At 48.4% G+C, this 20,731-nt stretch carries 18 protein-coding genes and 2 tRNA genes; 16 read left to right on the top strand and 4 right to left on the bottom strand.

The window, feature by feature from the left end; genetic code table 11:
* Positions 1 to 370 precede the first annotated feature (370 nt).
* Entirely contained in the window at positions 371 to 1,225 is an 855-nt protein-coding gene (locus MD588_RS14725; protein ID WP_265698136.1) for a magnesium transporter, read from the top strand.
* A 117-nt stretch (positions 1,226 to 1,342) separates the two neighbouring features.
* Here MD588_RS14725 and dacB read toward each other — a convergent pair whose 3' ends face one another.
* Both dacB and MD588_RS14715 read right to left on the bottom strand, forming a co-directional pair.
* Complete coding sequence (gene dacB, locus MD588_RS14720; protein ID WP_265698135.1) at positions 1,343 to 2,752, bottom strand: serine-type D-Ala-D-Ala carboxypeptidase; 1,410 nt, start codon at positions 2,750 to 2,752, stop codon at positions 1,343 to 1,345.
* 122 nt (positions 2,753 to 2,874) lie between these two features.
* Positions 2,875 to 3,900 (bottom strand): porin, encoded by a 1,026-nt coding sequence (locus tag MD588_RS14715; protein ID WP_265698134.1) that lies wholly within the window; start codon positions 3,898 to 3,900, stop codon positions 2,875 to 2,877.
* Positions 3,901 to 4,408: 508 nt separating this feature from the next.
* Between MD588_RS14715 and greA the strand changes: the two genes are divergently transcribed.
* On the top strand, positions 4,409 to 4,882 hold the full coding sequence (gene greA / locus MD588_RS14710) for a transcription elongation factor GreA (RefSeq protein ID WP_265698133.1): 474 nt from the start codon (positions 4,409 to 4,411) through the stop codon (positions 4,880 to 4,882).
* 107 nt (positions 4,883 to 4,989) lie between these two features.
* Here greA and yhbY read toward each other — a convergent pair whose 3' ends face one another.
* Positions 4,990 to 5,286: a ribosome assembly RNA-binding protein YhbY gene (gene yhbY, locus MD588_RS14705; protein ID WP_007464838.1), complete on the bottom strand. Its 297-nt coding sequence runs from the start codon at positions 5,284 to 5,286 to the stop codon at positions 4,990 to 4,992.
* Between the two features lie 140 nt (positions 5,287 to 5,426).
* On the opposite strand from yhbY, the gene rlmE reads away from it, so the two are divergent.
* The 13 genes from rlmE to rpsO all read left to right on the top strand — a co-directional run bounded on the left by rlmE (position 5,427) and on the right by rpsO (position 18,211).
* On the top strand, positions 5,427 to 6,056 hold the full coding sequence (gene rlmE, locus MD588_RS14700; RefSeq protein ID WP_265698130.1) for a 23S rRNA (uridine(2552)-2'-O)-methyltransferase RlmE: 630 nt from the start codon (positions 5,427 to 5,429) through the stop codon (positions 6,054 to 6,056).
* Between the two features lie 40 nt (positions 6,057 to 6,096).
* Positions 6,097 to 8,055 (top strand): ATP-dependent zinc metalloprotease FtsH, encoded by a 1,959-nt coding sequence (gene ftsH / locus MD588_RS14695; RefSeq protein ID WP_265698129.1) that lies wholly within the window; start codon positions 6,097 to 6,099, stop codon positions 8,053 to 8,055.
* A 116-nt stretch (positions 8,056 to 8,171) separates the two neighbouring features.
* Positions 8,172 to 9,005 carry a dihydropteroate synthase gene (gene folP / locus MD588_RS14690; RefSeq protein ID WP_265698128.1) on the top strand — a complete coding sequence of 278 codons (834 nt, stop codon included), beginning with the start codon at positions 8,172 to 8,174 and terminating at the stop codon, positions 9,003 to 9,005.
* A gap of 72 nt (positions 9,006 to 9,077) precedes the next feature.
* Positions 9,078 to 10,415: a phosphoglucosamine mutase gene (gene glmM, locus MD588_RS14685; RefSeq protein WP_265698127.1), complete on the top strand. Its 1,338-nt coding sequence runs from the start codon at positions 9,078 to 9,080 to the stop codon at positions 10,413 to 10,415.
* A gap of 201 nt (positions 10,416 to 10,616) precedes the next feature.
* A complete protein-coding gene (gene secG, locus MD588_RS14680; protein ID WP_265698126.1) occupies positions 10,617 to 10,949 on the top strand; it encodes a preprotein translocase subunit SecG in 333 nt (110 codons plus the stop codon).
* 11 nt (positions 10,950 to 10,960) lie between these two features.
* A tRNA-Leu gene (locus MD588_RS14675) sits at positions 10,961 to 11,045 on the top strand.
* Between the two features lie 56 nt (positions 11,046 to 11,101).
* Positions 11,102 to 11,178 (top strand) — tRNA-Met (locus MD588_RS14670).
* A 181-nt stretch (positions 11,179 to 11,359) separates the two neighbouring features.
* Positions 11,360 to 11,815, top strand: a complete 456-nt coding sequence (gene rimP, locus MD588_RS14665) for a ribosome maturation factor RimP (protein ID WP_265698125.1) — start codon at positions 11,360 to 11,362, stop codon at positions 11,813 to 11,815.
* Between the two features lie 23 nt (positions 11,816 to 11,838).
* Positions 11,839 to 13,326, top strand: a complete 1,488-nt coding sequence (gene nusA, locus MD588_RS14660; RefSeq protein WP_265698124.1) for a transcription termination factor NusA — start codon at positions 11,839 to 11,841, stop codon at positions 13,324 to 13,326.
* A 25-nt stretch (positions 13,327 to 13,351) separates the two neighbouring features.
* A complete protein-coding gene (gene infB / locus MD588_RS14655) occupies positions 13,352 to 16,108 on the top strand; it encodes a translation initiation factor IF-2 (RefSeq protein WP_265698123.1) in 2,757 nt (918 codons plus the stop codon).
* 121 nt (positions 16,109 to 16,229) lie between these two features.
* Entirely contained in the window at positions 16,230 to 16,628 is a 399-nt protein-coding gene (gene rbfA, locus MD588_RS14650; protein WP_265698122.1) for a 30S ribosome-binding factor RbfA, read from the top strand.
* Between the two features lie 3 nt (positions 16,629 to 16,631).
* Positions 16,632 to 17,576 carry a tRNA pseudouridine(55) synthase TruB gene (truB, locus tag MD588_RS14645; protein WP_265698121.1) on the top strand — a complete coding sequence of 315 codons (945 nt, stop codon included), beginning with the start codon at positions 16,632 to 16,634 and terminating at the stop codon, positions 17,574 to 17,576.
* Between the two features lie 365 nt (positions 17,577 to 17,941).
* Positions 17,942 to 18,211: a 30S ribosomal protein S15 gene (gene rpsO / locus MD588_RS14640; protein WP_005369538.1), complete on the top strand. Its 270-nt coding sequence runs from the start codon at positions 17,942 to 17,944 to the stop codon at positions 18,209 to 18,211.
* Here the strand turns inward: rpsO and MD588_RS26135 are convergent.
* Complete coding sequence (locus tag MD588_RS26135; RefSeq protein WP_407676573.1) at positions 18,208 to 18,354, bottom strand: DeoR family transcriptional regulator; 147 nt, start codon at positions 18,352 to 18,354, stop codon at positions 18,208 to 18,210. The genes rpsO and MD588_RS26135 overlap by 4 nt on opposite strands.
* Positions 18,355 to 18,553: 199 nt before the next feature.
* Here MD588_RS26135 and pnp point away from each other — a divergent pair, with 199 nt between their 5' ends.
* Positions 18,554 to 20,677 carry a polyribonucleotide nucleotidyltransferase gene (pnp, locus tag MD588_RS14635; protein ID WP_265698119.1) on the top strand — a complete coding sequence of 708 codons (2,124 nt, stop codon included), beginning with the start codon at positions 18,554 to 18,556 and terminating at the stop codon, positions 20,675 to 20,677.
* The last annotated feature ends 54 nt before the right edge of the window (positions 20,678 to 20,731 follow it).

Here is a 20,731-nt window from a genome sequence, read left to right as displayed (position 1 = left end):
CTTTTTGGAGACTTAAATGAACGATACCGACCATCCCCCGAGTATGAAGGTGGAAAATCAAACCCGCTAGCGGTGTCGGTCTCCTGTGATTCCGAACCAGCCCGGGTTCGGAATAGTATGTCTTTTGTATCTTTTTCTGCGATACCTTGTCTTCGACAAACCATTCCTCGGTTTTCTTGCCTATTTCTCAATAATGAATGTTGCTAATTTGCAGCGAATGACAGGCTTTTAGCTGTCGGCTTATACGTACTATTACGTAGTACTTCGCCGGTAGTTTCTGGCACGTTCTCTCTGGTGTATAGCAGCATTTCGGTGGTCGTTACCCATGCTGCGCCTGAAAAGGCGGGCATTGCCAATCGGGAGATTCGCCATGGCGGTAATGAACTATGCAGCCCAGGCTGTAACTGCAACAGAAAATCTTGGCCAGAACGATGTTCTGGCTGTACGTAATGCATTCCTGAAATACAGTATTGACGAGCAGGCAAAACTGCTGGCGAAAATGCCGATTTCAGAAGCGATTGCGGTACTACATGAATGTCCGCTCCGTCATGTCCAGACCTTGTTGGATCTACTGGACGAGATGAACGAGCAGGTCCGTATGCGCCATCTGGCCAGTGGACTGGGGTTGATTTGCTCTGAGGCTGAGCCTGCAGGGCACTATCTGAAGAACAGTGTATTTAGTCATGTGCGCGAGCGTATCGGCTGGATTGTTGGCTTGGCATTATTGGGCATCGTTTCGGGGCTGATCATTTCCCATTACGAAGATACCCTGAGCCAGCTGGTGCTCTTGGCTATCTATATGCCGGTGATTGCGGCGGCAGGCGGTAATACCGGCTCTCAGGCGGCAACACTGGTGGTCAGGGCACTGGCCATGGAAGAAATACGCTGCCGTGACTGGCTGGCGGTGATGTGGAAAGAATTCCGTGTTGCCATTGTGATTGCCGCGGTATTGGCATTGGTTATCGTTGGGCGGGTGATGATGTTCAGTGATAGTTCGACGTTACCGATGGGAATGAACCTGTACGACATTGCGTTGGCGATTGGTATGGCGATTTCCTTTCAGGTGGTATTGTCGACGACCATTGGTGGCGTACTGCCGATGGTGGCCCGTGCCTGTCGACTTGACCCTGCAGTGTTGGTAAGCCCGGTACTGGCATCGGTGGTCGATATTACCGGGATGATGATCTATTTCACCACAGTGAACTGGATGCTGGGGTTAGCTTAGGAATTATGCTTTATTCCCTCCCCTTATGAAGGGGAGGAGTATCCTTTGTTGCTTTATCTTTTGTGAAACGCCCCGTAACTAGTGCCAAATTGAATCTTCTCGACTCTCAGTTCGTCTCTAGAAACTCTCATACAATTTCCGATATAGCTCACGCTCAAACCGCTCAATCGGCGGGGCAACTTTTGGTGCATCTTCAGCAGGCTCTTCTGGGTGGTAGTTGGTAGTAAACTGCACGAAAAGCAGCTTTTTCCCAGATTTTGCCGTCATGATGCCGGCAAGATTGTAGGTGCCGAACAGCGAGCCGCTTTTGGCGGCAATGTTACCCTGAAGCGGCTGGTGGCGGATGCTCTGGCGGTAGCGCAGGGTGCCGCTCTGGCCACTGACCGGCAGGGTTTTCAGCAGTTCCAGCGTTTTGTCATGCTGGTAGAGGTAAGTAACCACTTCCATCATTTGCGATACGGTCAGACGGTTGTTACGTGATAGGCCCGAACCATCAACGAGCACAGCCTTGGTTAAATCGATGCCCGCCTGGTCTTTTAAGATCGCTTTGATAGCGGCGACACCGTTGTTGAAGGTGCCCGGCTGTTTGAAGTAGTTGTGGCCGATAGTCTTGGCCAGGTTATCGGCTATCAGGTTGTCCGACTCCTTGACCATGATATCGAGCAGCTCGTCCAGCGGCTCGGAGGTATGGCGGGCAATGCGCTTGCCGTGTGTTTTGTCGTCGCGAACAACTTTGCCATCAAAGCGGATTCCCGCCCGCTTCAGTTCGCTGCGGATCACGGCCTCTGTGTAGTCAATGGTGTTTTGTACCGCGAAGTTGAGCGGCAGGGGCTGGTCGCGTTTAGGTAAGCACCCACTTAGCTGGTAATTGTTACTGCTGTCTGCCGTCAGGGTCAGGTCGCAGTAGCGGGCTTTTTGTTGCTCTTTGCTGACAATGACCGCGTCACTGGCAACCTTGATTGGCTGGTGGGCAGGTACATTGACCCGTGTTAGCTGGCCCAGAGCCTTATTGCTGTATAGCGCGCCCTGCACACAGTTATGTTCCAGAGAAATGCTGCTTGATGGTGCACTGTAGCAAACCCCGAGAATATCCCATGGCCAGCCTGGTGCGCGTTCGTAGCCACTGAATACCGAGCCGTTAAGAATTATATTCCCCTTAATGGTGGAGAGCCTGTGTTTCTTCAGCTGAGTCAGCAGAGCTGCGAGTTGCTGGCGAGAAAGTGTAGGATCGCCGCTGAAACGAATAATAATATCGTCATGATTGCGCTCTAAATCAGTGGTAAAGCGAAAGCTATCACCGAGGTAGAGTTTGGCTGCCAGTGCCGTGATCAGTTTCTGGGTGCTTGCGGGGGCTTGCAGCTGGCTTTCACGCTGGGCGTAAAGTGGCTCACCTGTGGCAGTGTCAGTGATCAGCAGGGCGACATCATGGCCGACCGGTAGCTGGTTGATTGCTGGCTGGGGGGAGAAATTGGCCGATACAGGCAGGCTGAGCAGCAAACCAAGCAGCCAAGGAAATACACGGAACATGAAGTTAAAAGCCATCAAAAAATAATGGTCATATTTTATCGTAAAAAGGTTATATAGCAAAAAGGCGCCGACCCGTAGGTCTGCGCCTTTTTTAGCATGTAACGCTCTTAACCCAATTGGGATTAGAAGTCGTAACGTGCGCCAAGAACGAACTCGTCAGAAGTCTTCGCTTTAGTGATGCCAACTGATGAATCTGTGTCTAGGTTGTTGAACTTGTAAGATGCGTAAGTGCGGAAGTTCTTGTTGAAGTAGTGAGTCGCGTCAACTGCGATAGAGTCACGTAGATCTTTGTCGTTGTCCGTGTCTTCTAGGTAGTTGTAAGTCGCGATGAATACCGTTTTACCCATTGTGTAGGATGCTGCGAATTCGTAGCCGCGAGACTCGTCTACGTTTAGACCGTGTACTTCAGTGTTGCGTGAGTCTTGGTAAAGACCTGCAAGGTAGAAGTCGCCAAATGTGTAAGAAACTGCACCGAATGCCTGCTTACCAGTTTCGGTGTTTAGTGAAGCCTGACCGTCTTGCTCGCCGTAACCTGCACCGAATGCTAGACCCATGTCCATTGCGTACATAGCGGCAACAGAGTAACCGTCAACATCGTAAGTGTACTTAGTGTTAGTCGCTTCGTTTAAGCCTTCGTTTTCACCAGTAAACACGTAGTTCGCTTTAACCGTCAGGTTGTCGCCAGCGATGTCGAAAGAACCAACGTAAGCAAGGTTGTTGCTTGTACGGTCAGCAGCAGCTAGCTTGTTACCCGCTTCGTTACCGTGGAAAGCCATGATATCAGTGAAGTCTGTTAGCATGCCTAGAGAGCCGTCAGTCTTACCGTAGCGAACCTGACCGAACTCACCGCCAATACCTGCATTTAGGTGACGGTTGTCAAGGTCGTTGCCGTCTGTGTATTCACCTTCCCAGAAACCGATACCGTAGATGTCTTCAGTGATATCTGTTTTGCCGGCGATGTTTACACGTACACGAGTTGCGTCAGTAACTTTGCTATCACCAGCTTCGTTATCAGCCATAACCATACGAGCTTCAAAGCGGCCGCCTACAGCTAGGCTAGAAACTTCGTCTGAGTATACTTCTGCCGCTGTTGCTACAGAAGAGATAGATGCTGCTGCTACTGCCAAAGCAATCAGTTTCTTGTTCATTGTCGAATCCTTTTGGAATTATTTTGTTGTATGCATGAGAGTGCTAAATGCATGGTGTTCTTTTTACTGGTTCTTGGCAGGGAGTAGTTAGTAAAAAAAACTGAAAAATACTTTTTGGGCATGGGGTTTTGTGGTTTTTATGAATTTATACTGGTGTATATCAATGGTTTAACTACTGTGTGGAAAGTTCCGTCCGGATGTGATGTTTTAGTTGTATTTAGAACTTGGTTGAGCTTTTTAGTGGTGGTTAAAATTGTATTATTGAGTGTTTTTGTGAGATTAAACACATTAATATTCAAATTAATCCTGTAGCAATTTTGCTGTCTCCGATCTCGATTCTGTATCAGATCTTACTTGAGGCGGTATCTAGGGTGATCTCTGGCTCATCTTTGTTTAGAATGAATTCTGTTCCCTATTAACGATGTTGGTTCAGTGACAGTGCTGGACTAGCTTTTTTTTGCCCTAATAAAGTGTTAATCGCTTAACAGGCGTTGAGGTAAGTAAAGTTATGGATAAGGTTCCAATGACGGTGCGTGGCGAGAAATTGCTACGTGATGAACTGGAAACATTAATGAAGCGTCGTCCAATTATTTCACAGGCGATTGGTGAAGCACGTGAGTTGGGCGATCTGAAGGAAAACGCAGAGTACCATGCTGCACGTGAAGAGCAGGGTATCTGTGAAGCGCAGATCCGCGATATCGAATACAAGCTTTCTGTGGCTCAGGTAATTGATGTCACCAAAATGGAAAATACCGGTAAGGTGATTTTCGGTGTAACGGTTACCTTGATTGATGTCGACACTGAAGATGAAGTGCAGTACCAGATTGTTGGTGATGACGAGGCTGATATCAAAGCAGGTCGAATTTCCGTTAATTCTCCGATTGCGCGTGGCTTGATTGGCAAAATGCTGGATGACGAAGTAACAATTACCACTCCAGGCGGTCAAAAAGAATTCGAAATTACTGAAGTTGAATACGTCTAACAGGCCATCGTACTGGTTTTATTGTTAGTGAATGTTTCGGCTGGTAGAAAATAGTGGCGCTCCTTGCCAATATTTCCGTGTAAAAAAGGCCGCATCGGCGGCCTTTTTTATTTGCGAGGAAGCTCGATTTTACGCTCTTCGCTCGGACGGTATAGCACTAGCGTTTTACCGATAACCTGTACTTTTTCAGCTTTAGTTTCGCGAACAATAGCATCCACGATCAAAACCTTAGTTTCACGCTCTTCTGCAGCAACCTTAACCTTGATAAGCTCATGGTGGTCAAGCGCGAGTTCGATTTCGGCCAATACTGCTTCAGTCAGACCGTTTGCACCCATAAGGACAACAGGTTTAAGGTTGTGAGCAAGGCCTTTCAGGTATTGCTTCTGTTTGGTGCTTAGATTCATGATGACTCTATTTTTTGATGATAAGGGTTGAAAACAGGGTATTCTAACGCCATCTAGTCTAGAAGACTAATTTGTTTAGTATACGTCACTGTAAAGTGGTCAAGTATACTTTATAAGTACGCTAACTCATTAGGTAAATCATGAGTCGAAAAAAACAATCGGGTAGCTCCGGACGTTGGCTGAAAGAACATTTTGATGATAAATATGTTCAGGAAGCCCAGAAAAAAGGCTATCGCTCTCGCGCTATCTTTAAAATTGAAGAGATTCAAAATAAGGATAAGTTGCTGAAACCAGGGATGACAGTTGTTGACCTTGGTGCTGCTCCGGGTGGTTGGTCGCAGTATGCGGCTGAAGTTGTAGGTGATGACGGGCAGGTTATTGCTTGTGACATTCTACCTATGGACTCGCTACCAGGGGTCAGCTTCTTGCAAGGTGACTTTCGTGAGGAGTCCGTGTTAGATGCACTGCTTGAACGTATTCAGCCTGATATGGTTGATGTCGTGATGTCAGATATGGCGCCTAACATGAGCGGCAATTTGGCTGCTGATCAACCTAGAGCAATGTATCTTGTTGAACTAGCATTAGATATGTGTAGGCAAGTACTTGCGCCGAACGGTAGCTTTGCGGTAAAAGTTTTCCAAGGTGAAGGCTTTGACCAATACCTGGCTGAAGTTCGTAGCATGTTCAAAGTGGTCAAAATTCGTAAACCAGATTCGTCACGAGATCGCTCTCGTGAGGTCTATATTGTAGCTACAGGCTATAAACTGTAGTACCCTAAATTCATCTTTAAGTTATCGCGAGGTTAACACCTTGAGTGACATGGCAAAAAACTTGATTTTGTGGTTGGTCATCGCTGTGGTTCTGATGTCTGTATTTCAGAGCTTCGGCCCGGGCGATAGTGCTGGCCGTCAAGTCGACTATACAACTTTTGTCCGTGAAATCGGTCAGGATCAGATAAGGGAAGCGCGATTCAATGATCGTGAGATCACGGTATACAAGCGTGATAACACGCGATACGTCACTTATCTGCCTGTCTATAACGACCAGAAGCTATTAGACGACCTTATTAACGCTAATGTGAAGGTGATGGGTACACCACCTGAAGAGCCAAGCCTGCTGGCTTCAATCTTCATTTCCTGGTTCCCAATGCTGCTTCTTATTGGTGTTTGGATTTTCTTCATGCGTCAGATGCAGGGCGGCGGTGGCAAAGGCGCCATGTCGTTCGGTAAATCTAAAGCGCGTATGATGGGTGAAGACCAGATCAAAACGACCTTTAGTGACGTTGCAGGCTGTGACGAAGCGAAAGAAGACGTGAAAGAGCTGGTGGATTACCTGCGTGATCCGAGCCGCTTCCAGAAGCTGGGCGGTAAGATCCCGACGGGTGTATTGATGGTTGGTCCTCCTGGTACGGGTAAAACCCTACTGGCTAAAGCTATTGCTGGTGAAGCCAAAGTACCGTTCTTCACCATTTCCGGTTCTGATTTTGTTGAAATGTTCGTTGGTGTGGGTGCATCCCGTGTCCGTGACATGTTCGATCAAGCGAAGAAAGCGGCACCTTGTATCATCTTCATTGATGAAATCGATGCGGTAGGCCGTCAGCGTGGCGCTGGTGTGGGTGGTGGTCACGATGAACGTGAGCAAACACTTAACCAGATGCTGGTTGAAATGGATGGCTTCGAAGGTAACGAAGGTATTATCGTTATCGCTGCAACGAACCGCCCAGACGTACTGGACCCAGCATTACTTCGTCCTGGTCGATTTGACCGTCAGGTTGTGGTTGGGCTGCCAGATGTTCGTGGCCGTGAGCAGATCCTTAAAGTTCATATGCGCAAAGTTCCACTGGACAATGATGTTGACCCGTCCTTGATCGCACGTGGTACACCAGGCTTCTCTGGTGCGGATCTGGCTAACCTGGTTAACGAAGCTGCCCTGTTTGCCGCACGTGGCAATAAGCGTACGGTATCGATGGTGGAATTCGAACTGGCCAAAGACAAAATCATGATGGGCGCAGAGCGCAAGTCAATGGTAATGTCTGAAGAGCAGAAAGAATCGACGGCTTACCATGAAGCTGGCCACGCGATTATTGGTCGCTTGGTACCAGATCATGATCCGGTTTACAAAGTCTCGATCATTCCACGTGGCCGTGCACTGGGTGTGACCATGTACCTGCCTGAGCAAGATCGTGTCAGCCATTCGCGTGAGTTCTTGGAGTCGATGATTTCAAGCCTATACGGTGGCCGCTTGGCCGAAGAGCTTATCTACGGTGTTAACAAAGTTTCTACTGGTGCATCCAATGATATCGAACGTGCAACTGACATTGCGCGTAAGATGGTGACCCAGTGGGGCTTCTCTGACAAACTTGGTCCTCTTCTTTATGCTGAAGATGAAGGCGAGGTATTCCTAGGTCGTTCTGTAACGCAGACTAAACATATGTCTGATGAAACAGCGCGAGCAATTGATACTGAGGTTCGTGCGCTGATTGATCGTAACTACGAGCGAGCGCGTGAAATTCTGACTCAGAATATGGATATCATGCATGCTATGAAAGATGCGCTGATGAAGTATGAAACTATCGATGCTGGCCAGATTGACGATCTAATGGCACGTAAAGCTGAAATTCGCGCACCGAAAGGCTGGAGCGATGAAGGTGATACGTTAAAGGCTTCTGAAACGGAAAAAGCCGAGGCGCCAGCGGAAGAAAAACCGGCTGACCAAAGTGCAGATGCACCGAAGAGCGAAGATAAAGAAGACGATAAGCCTCAAGCTTAATTGTTGTTCTGAATAATAAAACCCCGAGCTGCCTCGGGGTTTTTTTTATCCAGCTTGTTATAACCCCAAACGGGATAGCGTGATAATGCTCCGGTTTGGTAGGAAGGAAAATAGTGATGATTCTGACGAGCAAAGAGAAGACACTCGATCTTTCTTATTCCCACGTTATGGGGATCCTCAATGTTACCCCGGATTCATTTTCTGATGGCGGTAAGTTTAATCAATTGGATAATGCACTCTACCATGTAGAGTCGATGCTTAATGCCGGAACCAGCATTATTGATATCGGTGGTGAGTCAACCCGCCCAGGAGCGGCTGATGTGGTGCTGGCTGATGAACTTGACCGGGTCGTACCGGTGATTGAGGCGATTCGCCAGCGCTTTGATTGCTGGATTTCAATTGATACCAGTAAAGCGCAGGTGATGACGGAGGCCGTAAAAGCTGGGGCTGACCTGATCAATGATATTCGCGCTTTGCAAGAGCCTGGGGCGCTGGCTGCCGCGGCACAGGCCGATGTACCTATTTGCCTAATGCATATGCAGGGGCAACCGCGTACAATGCAAACCCAGCCGAGCTATAACGATCTGATCAGTGATGTCAGTGACTTTTTGGCTGAACGGATCACCGCCTGTGAGCAGGCTGGTATTCGTCGCGAGCAGCTATTGCTGGATCCTGGGTACGGTTTCGGTAAGACGCTAGAGCACAATTACCAGCTGCTTGCGCACTTAGATAAGTTTCATCAATTTGGTTTACCGCTGCTGGTTGGTATGTCGCGTAAATCGATGATATTTAAATTACTGGATAAAAAACCTGCCGAATGTTTGGCTGGAAGCCTGGCATGCGCAGCGATAGCCGCCATGAAAGGTGCACAGATTATTCGAGTCCACGACGCACAGGAAACCGTTGATGTCTTGAAAGTGTGTCGAATGACGTTATCCCAAGCACAATAATTATCGATAATTCTCGATAGTTGCTTTGTGTGGGATAGGGCAGGATAAAAAATAAATTGCTAGGAGCTGAAAATGGCTGAACGTAAGTTCTTTGGAACTGATGGTATTCGTGGTTTGGTTGGACAGGCGCCAATCACACCGGACTTTGTGTTGAAACTGGGCTGGGCCGCTGGCCGCGTACTGTCAAAGCAGGGCACGAAAAAAGTTATCATTGGTAAAGATACCCGTATTTCTGGTTATATGCTGGAATCAGCATTGGAAGCTGGTTTGGCGGCAGCTGGTCTGCAGGCGGCCTTTACTGGTCCGATGCCGACGCCGGCTGTGGCATACCTGACTCGAACTTTCCGCGCCGAGGCGGGTATTGTCATTTCTGCATCTCACAACCCGTATTATGATAACGGCATCAAATTCTTTTCATCAGAGGGCACAAAATTGCCGGATGAAATTGAATTAGCGATTGAAGCTGAAATGGAAAAGCCACTGACCTGTGTGGAGTCTGCGATGCTAGGTAAGGCAAACCGGATTGACGATGCTGCCGGCCGCTATATCGAGTTCTGTAAAGGTACATTTCCTTCCGAGCTAAGCCTTGCCGGTTATAAAATCGTGGTTGACTGTGCGCACGGTGCGACCTATCACATCGCTCCTAACGTGTTCAAAGAGCTAGGTGCAGAGGTGATCACCATTGGTTGTGAGCCAAACGGTACCAACATCAATGATAAAGTTGGCGCAACTGATGTTGCGGCACTTCAGGCCAAGGTGTTAGAAGAGAAGGCCGACTTTGGTATCGCACTTGATGGTGACGGTGATCGCGTGATCATGGTCGATGAGGAAGGCAACAAGGTTGATGGTGACCAGATTGCCTATATCATTGCCCGTGATGCCTTGCGCCGCGGTGAGCTGAAAGGCGGTGTCGTCGGTACCCTGATGACCAACCTAGGTATGGAAGTTGCGCTGAAGAACCTGGGTATTCCGTTCGTCCGTGCCAAAGTCGGCGACCGTTACGTGATGGAAGAGCTTAAAAAGCACAACTGGCTGATTGGTGCTGAGAACTCTGGCCACGTTATCATGCTTGATAAAGTGACTACGGGGGACGGTATCGTTGCCGGCCTGCAGGTGATGGCTTCGATTGTAGGGAGTAAAATGTCACTGAAGGAGTTGTCAGACGGCATGACCATGTTCCCTCAGGTACTGGAGAATGTCCGTTTTTCTGGTAATACAAATCCGCTTGAATCCGATGCGGTATTGTCAGCACAGGCGGCAGTAGAAGCTAAACTGGGTGACAGCGGCCGGGTTCTGTTGCGTAAATCAGGTACCGAGCCTTTGATTCGAGTGATGGTTGAGGGTGAAGATGCTGATTTAGTTAAAGAATCTGCATTGGCGATTGCCCAGGCGGTTAAAGATAACTGCTAAGGTGAATGGCGGAAAAATGTAATTTTCAGGTCGGCTTTGCTTAAAACTTGGTCAAGTAATTCACGGTTATAGCTTTTTGGTGAAATTTTACTTGTCAGTCCTTAAGGCTTTCGCTAGTATTCTCTGCGCTCCTTGAGTGAAGGGGTGCGCTGGCACTGCTTTAGCAAAGCCGGCACAACAATTTAACCATAGGTGGAACCCATGTACGAAATTCTACTTGTGATTTATCTGTTGGCTGCGCTTGGTGTTATTGGCCTAGTATTGGTTCAACAAGGTAAAGGCGCAGATATGGGAGCTTCATTCGGGGCTGGCGCATCAGGTACCCTGTTCGGCGCGAGCGGCTCTGGAAACTTTTTGACCCGAATGACCGCAGTTTGTGCAACTGTTTTCTTTGTTATCAGTCTTGTTCTTGGCAACATCAGTGCTAAGCAAGCAAAAGAAACCAGCGGCTGGGAAGACCTAAGTGCCCCAGCAACAGAGCAAGTTGTAGATAAAGCTGAGAGTGTTCCTGCAAATAGCGACATTCCTCAGTAATTAAAGATTTAGCCGAGATGGTGAAATTGGTAGACACGCTAGCATGAGGTGCTAGTGCCGCAAGGTGTAGGGGTTCAAGTCCCCTTCTCGGCACCATTATTCGTTACTTGAAAGAGTAACATCTGAGCGATATAATCGCGTCAGATTACGGACGCGGGGTGGAGCAGCTTGGTAGCTCGTCGGGCTCATAACCCGAAGGTCGTTGGTTCAAATCCGGCCCCCGCAACCACTTTCCGAAAAAACGACTATTCTATTAGGGAAGTTTGTTTTTTCTGTCATAGCCCAGGGCTGTGGCAATCAGGGTCCAGTGATAAAAAACCCCGTAATTCGGGGTTTTTTATTATCTGAAAAATGACCATTCAGGTATCTACTGGGCTTTAGTGCCCTTTTTTTGTTTCCAGGGGGTTGTTTTGACAGCTTTAGAGATGCAATTAACCGAACTGCTTGAAGCGCCAGTAACGGCTTTAGGCTATGAATTAGTCGGTTTGGAATTTATCCGTGCAGGTGAGCACTCAACGTTACGCGTTTTTATCGACCATGAGAACGGTATTTTTGTTGATGATTGTGCCGAGGCGAGCCGCCAAATTAGCGCGGTAATGGATGTAGAAGATCCAATTACTGTGGCTTATAACCTGGAGGTATCTTCCCCTGGTCTTGAAAGGCCGTTATTCAAAGCTGCACATTACCAGCAATTTATTGGCCACGAGGTCAGCTTGGTATTGAAAATGGCGATGGACAATCGCCGTAAGTGGAAAGGTGACATCATTGCTGTCGAAGGCGAGCTAGTCACTCTGAAAGTAGATGGCAAAGAAGAAACATTTGCACTGAGCAATATTTCCAAGGCCAACCTGGTTCCAAAATTCTAACCGCTAAAATTGGGGCATTAGAAATGAACAAAGAAATCTTGGCTGTCGTTGAAGCGGTATCCAACGAAAAAGCTGTTCCTCGTGAGCGTATCTTCGAAGCACTTGAGATCGCACTGGCGACAGCTACAAAGAAAAAATACGAAGCAGAAATTGACGTTCGTGTTGCTATCGACCGTAAAACGGGTAACTTCGAAACTTTCCGTCGCTGGAAAGCGGTTGAAGAAGTGACTCAGCCAACGCTTGAGATCACCTTGGAAGCTGCACAGTTTGAAGATGAAACCATCGAGCTAGATGGTTACGTTGAAGATGAAATTCAATCTGTAACTTTCGACCGTATTACGACTCAAACTGCAAAACAAGTTATCGTACAAAAAGTACGTGAAGCTGAGCGCGCTCAGATTGTTGAACAGTTTATTGACAACGAAGGTGAACTAATCACCGGTGTTGTAAAGAAAGTAAACCGTGATGCTGTTATCATTGACCTTGGTAACAACGCAGAAGCTGTGATCCAGCGTGATGACCAGCTTCCTCGCGAAAACTTCCGTCCAGGTGACCGTGTACGTGGTCTGCTGTACGCAGTACGCCCTGAAGCGCGTGGCTTCCAGCTATTCATGACTCGCTCTAAGGCCGATATGCTTTCTGAGCTGTTCCGTATCGAAGTACCAGAAATTGGCGAAGAGCTGATTGAGCTAATGGGCGCAGCCCGTGATCCTGGTTCTCGTGCAAAAATTGCAGTGAAGACTAACGACAAGCGTATCGACCCTGTTGGTGCTTGCGTAGGTATGCGCGGTGCACGTGTTCAGGCGGTATCCGGCGAGCTTGGTGGCGAGCGTATCGATATCGTGCTTTGGGACGAAAACCCAGCGCAATACGTTATCAATGCGATGGCTCCGGCAGAAGTTAGCTCTATCATCGTCGATGAAGACAACCACACTATGGACATTGCTGTTGAGAAGGATAATCTTGCTCAGGCAATCGGCCGCAGTGGCCAGAACGTGCGTCTGGCATCTCAGCTAACTGGCTGGGAACTGAATGTGATGACTGTAGAAGATCTGCAGAAGAAGCATCAGGAAGAAGCACAGGAATCCATCGAGGTGTTTACTAAGCATCTTGATATTGATGAAGACTTCGCAACTGTATTGGTTGAAGAAGGTTTCACCACACTTGAAGAAATCGCTTACGTACCAGTTAACGAGCTAATGGCCGTTGAAGGTCTTGAAGAAGAGATGGTCGACGAGCTACGTAGCCGTGCTAAAGAAGCGCTGACAACACTAGCTCTTGCTCAAGAAGAGTCTTTCGAAGGTGTTGAGCCTGCTGAAGACCTGCTTGGCCTTGACGGTCTTGAGCGCGAGATGGCGTTCAAACTGGCTGCGAAAGGTGTAAGTACGCTTGAAGATCTGGCTGATCAGGGCACTGATGACCTGACCGACATCGAAGGCATGGACGAAGCTAAAGCGGGCGAGCTAATCATGGCCGCGCGTAATATTTGCTGGTTCAGCGACGAAGCGTAAATTTTAAAAGCAAGGGAGGAGCAGCATGTCAGAGGTTACAGTTAAAGCATTAGCCGAGGAAATTGGTACTCCGATTGATCGTTTGCTTCAACAGTTTGCCGATGCTGGTATCAGCAAGAAAGCTGAAGAAAGCGTAAGCCAACAAGAAAAGCAGTCGTTGTTATCTCACCTTAAGAAAGAACATGGTGGCGAAAGCAACACTGGCGAGGCTCCTACACGCCTTACTCTGCAACGCAAGACTCGAAGCACGCTGAGTGTTTCGGGCACTGGTGGCAAGAATAAAAGTGTTCAGGTAGAAGTGCGCAAAAAGCGCACCTACGTAAAACGTTCTGCGCTTGAAGAAGAACAGCGCCTTGCTGAAGAAGCCAAGCGTCAAGCGGAAGAAGCATCCCAGCGTGAAGCTGAGGACGCTGCTAAGCGTGCTGCAGAAGAAGCAGCAAAGCGTGAAGCGGAACAGCAGGCGAAACGTGAAGCTGAAGAATCAGCGAAGCGTGAAGCTGAAGACAAGCGCTTGGCTGAAGAAAAAGCCAAGCAAAATGCAGAACAGAAGGCCAAACGTGACGCTGAGGATAAGCTGGATCGTGACGCTGAGGACAAGCGTTTAGCTGAAGAAAAAGCTAAACGCGCCGCCGCTGATGAACAGGCTAAAAAAGAAGCTGAGGCGCTACAACGTCGCCGGGAAGAGGAAGCCAAGCGTAAAGCCGAAGAAGAGAGTCAGCGCCAGCTAGAAGAGGCACGCAAGATGGCAGAACAAAACGAGAAGAACTGGTCAAAACCTGATCAGGCTACAGCAAGTATGGAAAAAACTGATTATCATACTACAACGTCTAGCTACGCACGCGCAGCTGAAGACGAGCAAGACCGCAAAGAAGAAGGCGGTCGCCGCCGCAAGAAGAAAAAAGCCGGCGCTAAAACTGACGACCGTAGTGGCGGTCGCGGTGGTCGTAACCAACGTGGTCGCGGCAAGAAGCAGGTTAGCAAGCCAACCTCTATGCAGCATGGCTTCGATAAAACAGCAACAGTTGCTAAGTCTGATGTTGTGATCGGTGAAACGATTGTTGTTTCTGAGCTTGCTAATAAGATGTCTGTAAAAGGCGTTGAAGTTATCAAGGTGATGATGAAGATGGGCGCAATGGCGACTATCAACCAAGTTATCGACCAAGAAACAGCAGCACTTGTGGCTGAAGAAATGGGCCACAAAGTAATTCTTCGCAAAGAGAACGAGCTGGAAGAAGCGGTACTGTCTGACCGTGATGAAAACCTAGCCGTAGTTCCTCGTGCGCCGGTTGTTACTATCATGGGTCACGTTGACCATGGTAAAACATCAACTCTTGATTACATCCGTAAGGCTCACGTTGCTTCTGGCGAAGCGGGTGGTATTACCCAGCACATCGGTGCATACCACGTTGAAACTGGCAACGGCATGATCACCTTCCTTGATACTCCGGGACACGCAGCGTTTACTGCTATGCGTGCTCGTGGTGCTCAGGCGACGGATATCGTTGTTCTGGTTGTTGCAGCAGACGATGGCGTGATGCCACAGACAATCGAAGCTATCCAGCACGCGAAAGCGGCTGATGTTCCTCTGATTGTTGCTGTGAACAAGATCGATAAAGAAGACGCTAACCCAGACAACGTTAAGAACGAACTGGCACAGTACGATGTTATCCCTGAAGAGTGGGGCGGTGAGAACATGTTCGTTCACATCTCTGCGAAGCAAGGTACTAACATTGACGGTCTTCTAGAAGCAATTCTACTTCAGTCTGAAGTTCTTGAGCTGACAGCAGTTGAAGAAGGCATGGCGAAGGGTGTGGTTGTAGAATCTCGTCTTGATAAAGGCCGTGGCCCGGTTGCAACTGTTCTGGTACAAGAAGGTACATTGCGTAAAGGTGATATCGTTCTTTGTGGCCTTGAGCATGGCCGTGTTCGTGCAATGCGCGATGAGCTAGGTAAAGAAATTGAAAGTGCTGGTCCTTCAATTCCTGTTGAGATCCTAGGTCTGTCTGGTGTTCCATCATCAGGTGACGAAGCCACCGTTGTTCGTGACGAGCGTAAAGCGCGTGAAGTTGCACTTTACCGTCAAGGCAAGTTCCGTGATGTTAAACTGGCTCGCCAGCAGAAAGCGAAACTGGAGAACATGTTCTCTAACATGACTGCCGGTGAAGTTGCTGAACTGAACGTTGTACTGAAAGCTGACGTACAGGGCTCTGTAGAAGCAATCGCCGATTCTCTACGTAAGCTGTCAACTGAAGAAGTTAAAGTTAACATCGTAGGTTCTGGTGTTGGTGGTATCACTGAAACTGACGCCGTACTGGCTGCTGCATCTAACGCTATCATCCTTGGCTTCAACGTTCGTGCTGATGCATCTGCGCGCCGTACGATTGAAACCGAGAACCTGGATCTGCGTTACTACTCAATCATCTATCAGCTGATTGACGAAGTTAAAGCGGCAATGGGCGGTATGCTTTCTCCTGAATTCAAGCAGGAAATCATGGGTCTGGCGGAAGTACGTGACGTGTTCAAGTCACCTAAGATCGGCGCTATCGCTGGTTGTATGGTTACTGAAGGCACCATCAAGCGTAGCAACCCTATCCGTGTCCTACGTGATAATGTTGTTATCTACGAAGGTGAGCTAGAATCACTACGTCGCTTTAAAGATGACGTTCAGGAAGTTAAGAACGGCTACGAATGTGGTATCGGCGTTAAGAACTACAATGACGTTCGCGTTGGTGACCAGATCGAAGTTTATGAAATCATTGAGATTCAACGTACTCTGGACTAAATGCCAAGGTAGTTGTATTTCAAGGTAAAATAAATAATCCAATGGGGAGCTTCGGCTCCCCATTCTGTCAAGAGAGCCTTACTCTTCAAGAGAGCTCTCTTCTTTAAGAGAGATAGATAAAATGGCAAAAGAATTCAGCCGTACCCAGCGCGTTGCCCAGCAACTGCAAAAAGAGCTGGCGGTTATCTTACAGCGTGAAGTTCGCGATCCGCGTATTGCGATGGCAACCATTTCGAGCGTCGACGTATCACGCGACATGGGTTACGCGAAAGTTTATGTAACCTTCCTGACTGTAGGTGAGCAAACGCCACAAGAAAGCCTGGAAGCGCTGCGTGAACAGGCACCGTATATTCGCTCGTTGCTTGGTAAGCAAATTCGCCTGCGTGTTACCCCAGAGCTAAACTTCATCTTTGATAAGTCATTGACTGAAGGTATGCGTATTTCAAACCTTGTGTCTAAAGCGGTTCGCGATGACGAAGATCGTCGTGGCGATGAACCAGAAGCAGAAGGCGAGGAGTAATCCATGGCACGTCGTCGTAAGGGTCGCCCAGTCGACGGGGTTATTCTCCTCGACAAACCTACCGGACAGAGCTCGAACGATACGCTGCAGAAAGTAAAGCGTATCTTTTTCGCGCAAAAAGCGGGCCATACGGGCGCGTTGGATCCCCTGGCTACCGGTATGCTGCCTATCTGCTTTGGTGAGGCGACGAAGTTTTCGCAGTTCTTGCTCGATTCCGACAAGCGCTACCGCGTTATTGCCAAGCTGGGTGAACGCACGGATACGTCGGACTCCGACGGTGAAGTGGTGGAAACCCGAGAAGTGAAGGTTGACCGCGGCCAGCTCGAGCGCTGCATTGCCAAGTTCCGTGGCACCACGGATCAAATTCCGTCGATGTACTCGGCACTGAAATACCAAGGCCGTAAGTTGTATGAATACGCCCGCGAAGGGATCGAAGTTCCTCGCGAGTCGCGTAAGATCACCGTGTTCTCTGTCGAGCTTATTCGTTTCGACAACAACGAAGTCGAGATGGAGCTGCATGTATCGAAAGGTACCTACATCCGCACGATTGTTGATGACCTGGGAGAGATGCTAGGTTGCGGTGCGCACGTGACTTACCTGCGTCGTACCGGAGTTTCCAACTATCCGATGGAACGCATGGTAACCTTGGAGCAACTTCAGGCATTGCTTGATCAGGCAAACGAGCAGGAGATTGCGCCAAGCGAGTTGCTTGATCCGCTATTGTTGCCGACAGACAGTGCGGTACAGGACTTGCCGGAAGTGAACATCTTGCCAGCGTTGGCCGTGTATATCTTAAACGGTAACCCGGTACAGGCCGGCCGCGTGCCTGAAACAGGCACCTTGGTCCGCATTACCGTGGGTGAGCAGCGTGAATTTATCGGCGTCGGTACTATCGACAAAGAGGGCATGCTGGCTCCGAAGCGCGTAATGGCGAATAAGCAAGACTAACGACAGGTTCTGGCTGTCTGGGTCCTAGGTACTAGGAAGAGCGGCTTTGAGTTATGTCTTTAAGAGCAGAATGTTTGACAAGAACATTCTGCTCTTTTATTTCTGCCTCCAGGACCCAGGACCCAGGACCCAGGACCCAGGACCCAGGACCCAGGACCCAGGACCCAGGACCCAGGACCCAGGACCCAGGACCCAGGACCCAGGACCCAGGACCCACCTTGTAACTCGTACCTGGCCACTCTCCTTTTATTACAAATATCCCCTTGCTGTTAGGATGGGCTCCAAGTATAATCCGCGGCTCGGGTGTCGGCTGAATCAGAGATTGGCTGGCACAAATTTGAAACATCTTGTATTAGGATAGAGTTATGTCTCTGAATGCAGAAACTAAAGCAGCAATCGTTGCTGAATACGCACAATGTGAAAACGACACTGGTTCTCCTGAAGTTCAGGTTGCACTGCTAACAGCACAAATCAACCACCTTCAAGGCCACTTCGCTAACCACAAACACGATCACCACAGCCGTCGTGGTCTACTACGTATGGTTTCTCGTCGTCGTAAGCTTCTAGACTACCTAAAAGGTAAGAACCTAGATCGTTACCAAGACCTAATCAAGCGTCTAGGCCTACGTCGCTAAGATTGCTTTTGAGAAAGGAGCCTTATGGCTCCTTTCTTTTTATGTTCATTACTATCCCTTCTTACAGCTTCATCCGATACCTGCATCGTCATTGCTGATTGAATGATCCTGTAGCGAGTAGATTGATGAACTATCACTGACATTTTTGCACCGTGATATCACGAGTCGTTTTCGTCGACCTTCAGGTCGCGGCTAATGACAGTTCTTCCTCTCTGAGAGAATTTTCATTAGTCGCGATACGTGAAATCACTGTAAAGTGTCTTTCATCACATGACGCTTTTCCTTGTGTCAGATATACTTAACGACGCAAATAGAAAGCGGAATAAATTTAAGGAAATTCACGTGAATCCTATCGTAAAGACTTTCCAGTACGGTAACCACACGGTTACCCTAGAAACTGGTGTTATGGCTCGTCAGGCGACTGCAGCTGTTATGGCTAGCATGGACGATACATCTGTATTCGTATCAGTTGTTGGTAAAAAAGCGGCAGTTGAAGGCCAGGACTTCTTCCCGCTAACAGTTAACTACCAAGAGCGTACATACGCTGCAGGTAAAATCCCAGGTGGTTTCTTCAAGCGTGAAGGTCGTCCTTCTGAAGCAGAGACACTGACTGCACGTCTGATTGACCGTCCAATCCGTCCGCTATTCCCAGATGCATTCAAAAACGAAGTTCAGGTTATCGCGACTGTGGTTTCAGTAAACCCAGACGTAAACCCAGACATGATCACTATGATTGCAACGTCTGCAGCACTTGCAATCTCTGGTATCCCGTTCAATGGCCCTATCGGTGCAGCACGTGTTGGTTTCATCAATGACCAGTTCGTTCTTAACCCAAGCAACACTGAACTAGATGAGAGCCGTCTGGATCTTGTAGTTGCTGGTACGAAAGACGCTGTTCTTATGGTTGAGTCTGAAGCTGATCGCCTGTCTGAAGAGCAAATGCTACAAGCTGTAGTATACGGTCATGACCAGCAGCAAGTTGTTATCGATGCAATCAACGAGTTTGCCGCTGAAGTAGCGACTCCTGCATGGGATTGGACTGCACCAGAAGAAAACACTGAGCTGAAAGCACAGGTTGCAGAAAAAGCAGAATCTCGTCTGGCTGACGCGTACCAAATCACTGAAAAGATGGCGCGTTACGACGAAGTTGGCGCAATCAAGAACGATGTCGTTGAAGCACTTATCGGCGAAAACGAAGAGCTTGACGAGCGCGAAATCCGCGACATGCTAAGCTCTCTAGAGAAAAACGTTGTACGTAGCCGCATCATTGCGGGCAACCCACGTATCGATGGCCGTGAAAAAGACATGGTTCGTGCGCTAGACGTACGCACTGGTGTTCTTCCGCGTACTCACGGTTCTTCTTTGTTCACTCGTGGTGAAACTCAGGCGCTTGTTACTGCTACGCTTGGTACACAACGTGATGCGCAAATCATCGACAGCCTAATGGGTGAGAAGAAAGATCACTTCCTTCTGCACTACAACTTCCCTCCATACTGTGTAGGTGAAACTGGTTTTGTTGGTTCTCCTAAGCGTCGTGAAATCGGCCACGGTAAACTGGCTAAGCGTGGTATTGCAGCGGTAATGCCATCTGTTGAAGAATTCCCATACACAGTACGTGTTGTGTCTGAGATCACTGAATCTAACGGTTCATCTTCAATGGCTTCTGTATGTGGTACATCTCTGGCGCTTATGGATGCTGGTGTGCCAATCAAAGCGTCTGTTGCGGGTATCGCGATGGGTCTTGTGAAAGAAGGCGATGACTTCGTTGTTCTTTCTGACATCCTGGGTGACGAAGACCACCTTGGTGATATGGACTTTAAAGTAGCAGGTACTGACGACGGTATCACTGCACTGCAGATGGATATCAAAATCGAAGGTATCACTAAAGAGATCATGCAGATTGCTCTAAACCAAGCGAAAGGTGCGCGTAAGCACATCCTTAGCGTGATGGATGATGCAATCGGTACTCACCGTGAAGATATCTCTGAGTTTGCTCCTCGCATTCACACAATGAAGATCAACCCAGAGAAGATCAAAGACGTTATCGGTAAAGGTGGTGCAGTTATTCGTGCTCTAACGGAAGAAACGGGTACAACTATCGAAATCGAAGACGACGGTACAGTGAAGATCGCCGCGACAGAAGGTACAGCTGCGAAAGAAGCTATCCGTCGCATCGAAGAAATTACTGCTGACGTTGAAGTAGGCCGTATCTATACTGGTAAAGTTATGCGTATCGTTGACTTCGGTGCGTTTGTATCTGTTATCGGTACGAAGGAAGGTCTGGTACACATTTCTCAAATCGCTCAGGAGCGTATCGAGAAAGTTGCTGATCATCTACAGATGGGTCAGGAAGTTCAGGTTAAAGTACTTGAAATCGACCGTCAGGGCCGTATTCGCCTAAGCATGAAAGAAGCGGTTGCTGAGCAAAGCCCAGCACCAGCAGCAGACGAAAAGCCAGAAGCTTAAGTCTTTCTTCTAAAAGCATGTTATAAAGGGGGCTATTAAGCCCCTTTTTTATAC

This window comes from Photobacterium obscurum (genome assembly GCF_026191635.1).
Taxonomy (GTDB): domain Bacteria; phylum Pseudomonadota; class Gammaproteobacteria; order Enterobacterales; family Vibrionaceae; genus Photobacterium; species Photobacterium obscurum.
This window is presented reverse-complemented; position numbering and strand designations above follow the sequence as displayed.

Bases quoted from the DNA above. Each gene is read 5' to 3' on its own strand.
- MD588_RS14725 (WP_265698136.1), top strand. From the start codon at position 371: ATGGCGGTAATGAACTATGCAGCCCAGGCTGTAACTGCAACAGAAAAT.
- dacB (WP_265698135.1), bottom strand. From the start codon at position 2,752: ATGTTCCGTGTATTTCCTTGGCTGCTTGGTTTGCTGCTCAGCCTGCCT.
- MD588_RS14715 (WP_265698134.1), bottom strand. From the start codon at position 3,900: ATGAACAAGAAACTGATTGCTTTGGCAGTAGCAGCAGCATCTATCTCT.
- greA (WP_265698133.1), top strand. From the start codon at position 4,409: ATGGATAAGGTTCCAATGACGGTGCGTGGCGAGAAATTGCTACGTGAT.
- yhbY (WP_007464838.1), bottom strand. From the start codon at position 5,286: ATGAATCTAAGCACCAAACAGAAGCAATACCTGAAAGGCCTTGCTCAC.
- rlmE (WP_265698130.1), top strand. From the start codon at position 5,427: ATGAGTCGAAAAAAACAATCGGGTAGCTCCGGACGTTGGCTGAAAGAA.
- folP (WP_265698128.1), top strand. From the start codon at position 8,172: ATGATTCTGACGAGCAAAGAGAAGACACTCGATCTTTCTTATTCCCAC.
- glmM (WP_265698127.1), top strand. From the start codon at position 9,078: ATGGCTGAACGTAAGTTCTTTGGAACTGATGGTATTCGTGGTTTGGTT.
- secG (WP_265698126.1), top strand. From the start codon at position 10,617: ATGTACGAAATTCTACTTGTGATTTATCTGTTGGCTGCGCTTGGTGTT.
- nusA (WP_265698124.1), top strand. From the start codon at position 11,839: ATGAACAAAGAAATCTTGGCTGTCGTTGAAGCGGTATCCAACGAAAAA.
- infB (WP_265698123.1), top strand. From the start codon at position 13,352: ATGTCAGAGGTTACAGTTAAAGCATTAGCCGAGGAAATTGGTACTCCG.
- rbfA (WP_265698122.1), top strand. From the start codon at position 16,230: ATGGCAAAAGAATTCAGCCGTACCCAGCGCGTTGCCCAGCAACTGCAA.
- truB (WP_265698121.1), top strand. From the start codon at position 16,632: ATGGCACGTCGTCGTAAGGGTCGCCCAGTCGACGGGGTTATTCTCCTC.
- rpsO (WP_005369538.1), top strand. From the start codon at position 17,942: ATGTCTCTGAATGCAGAAACTAAAGCAGCAATCGTTGCTGAATACGCA.
- MD588_RS26135 (WP_407676573.1), bottom strand. From the start codon at position 18,354: ATGTCAGTGATAGTTCATCAATCTACTCGCTACAGGATCATTCAATCA.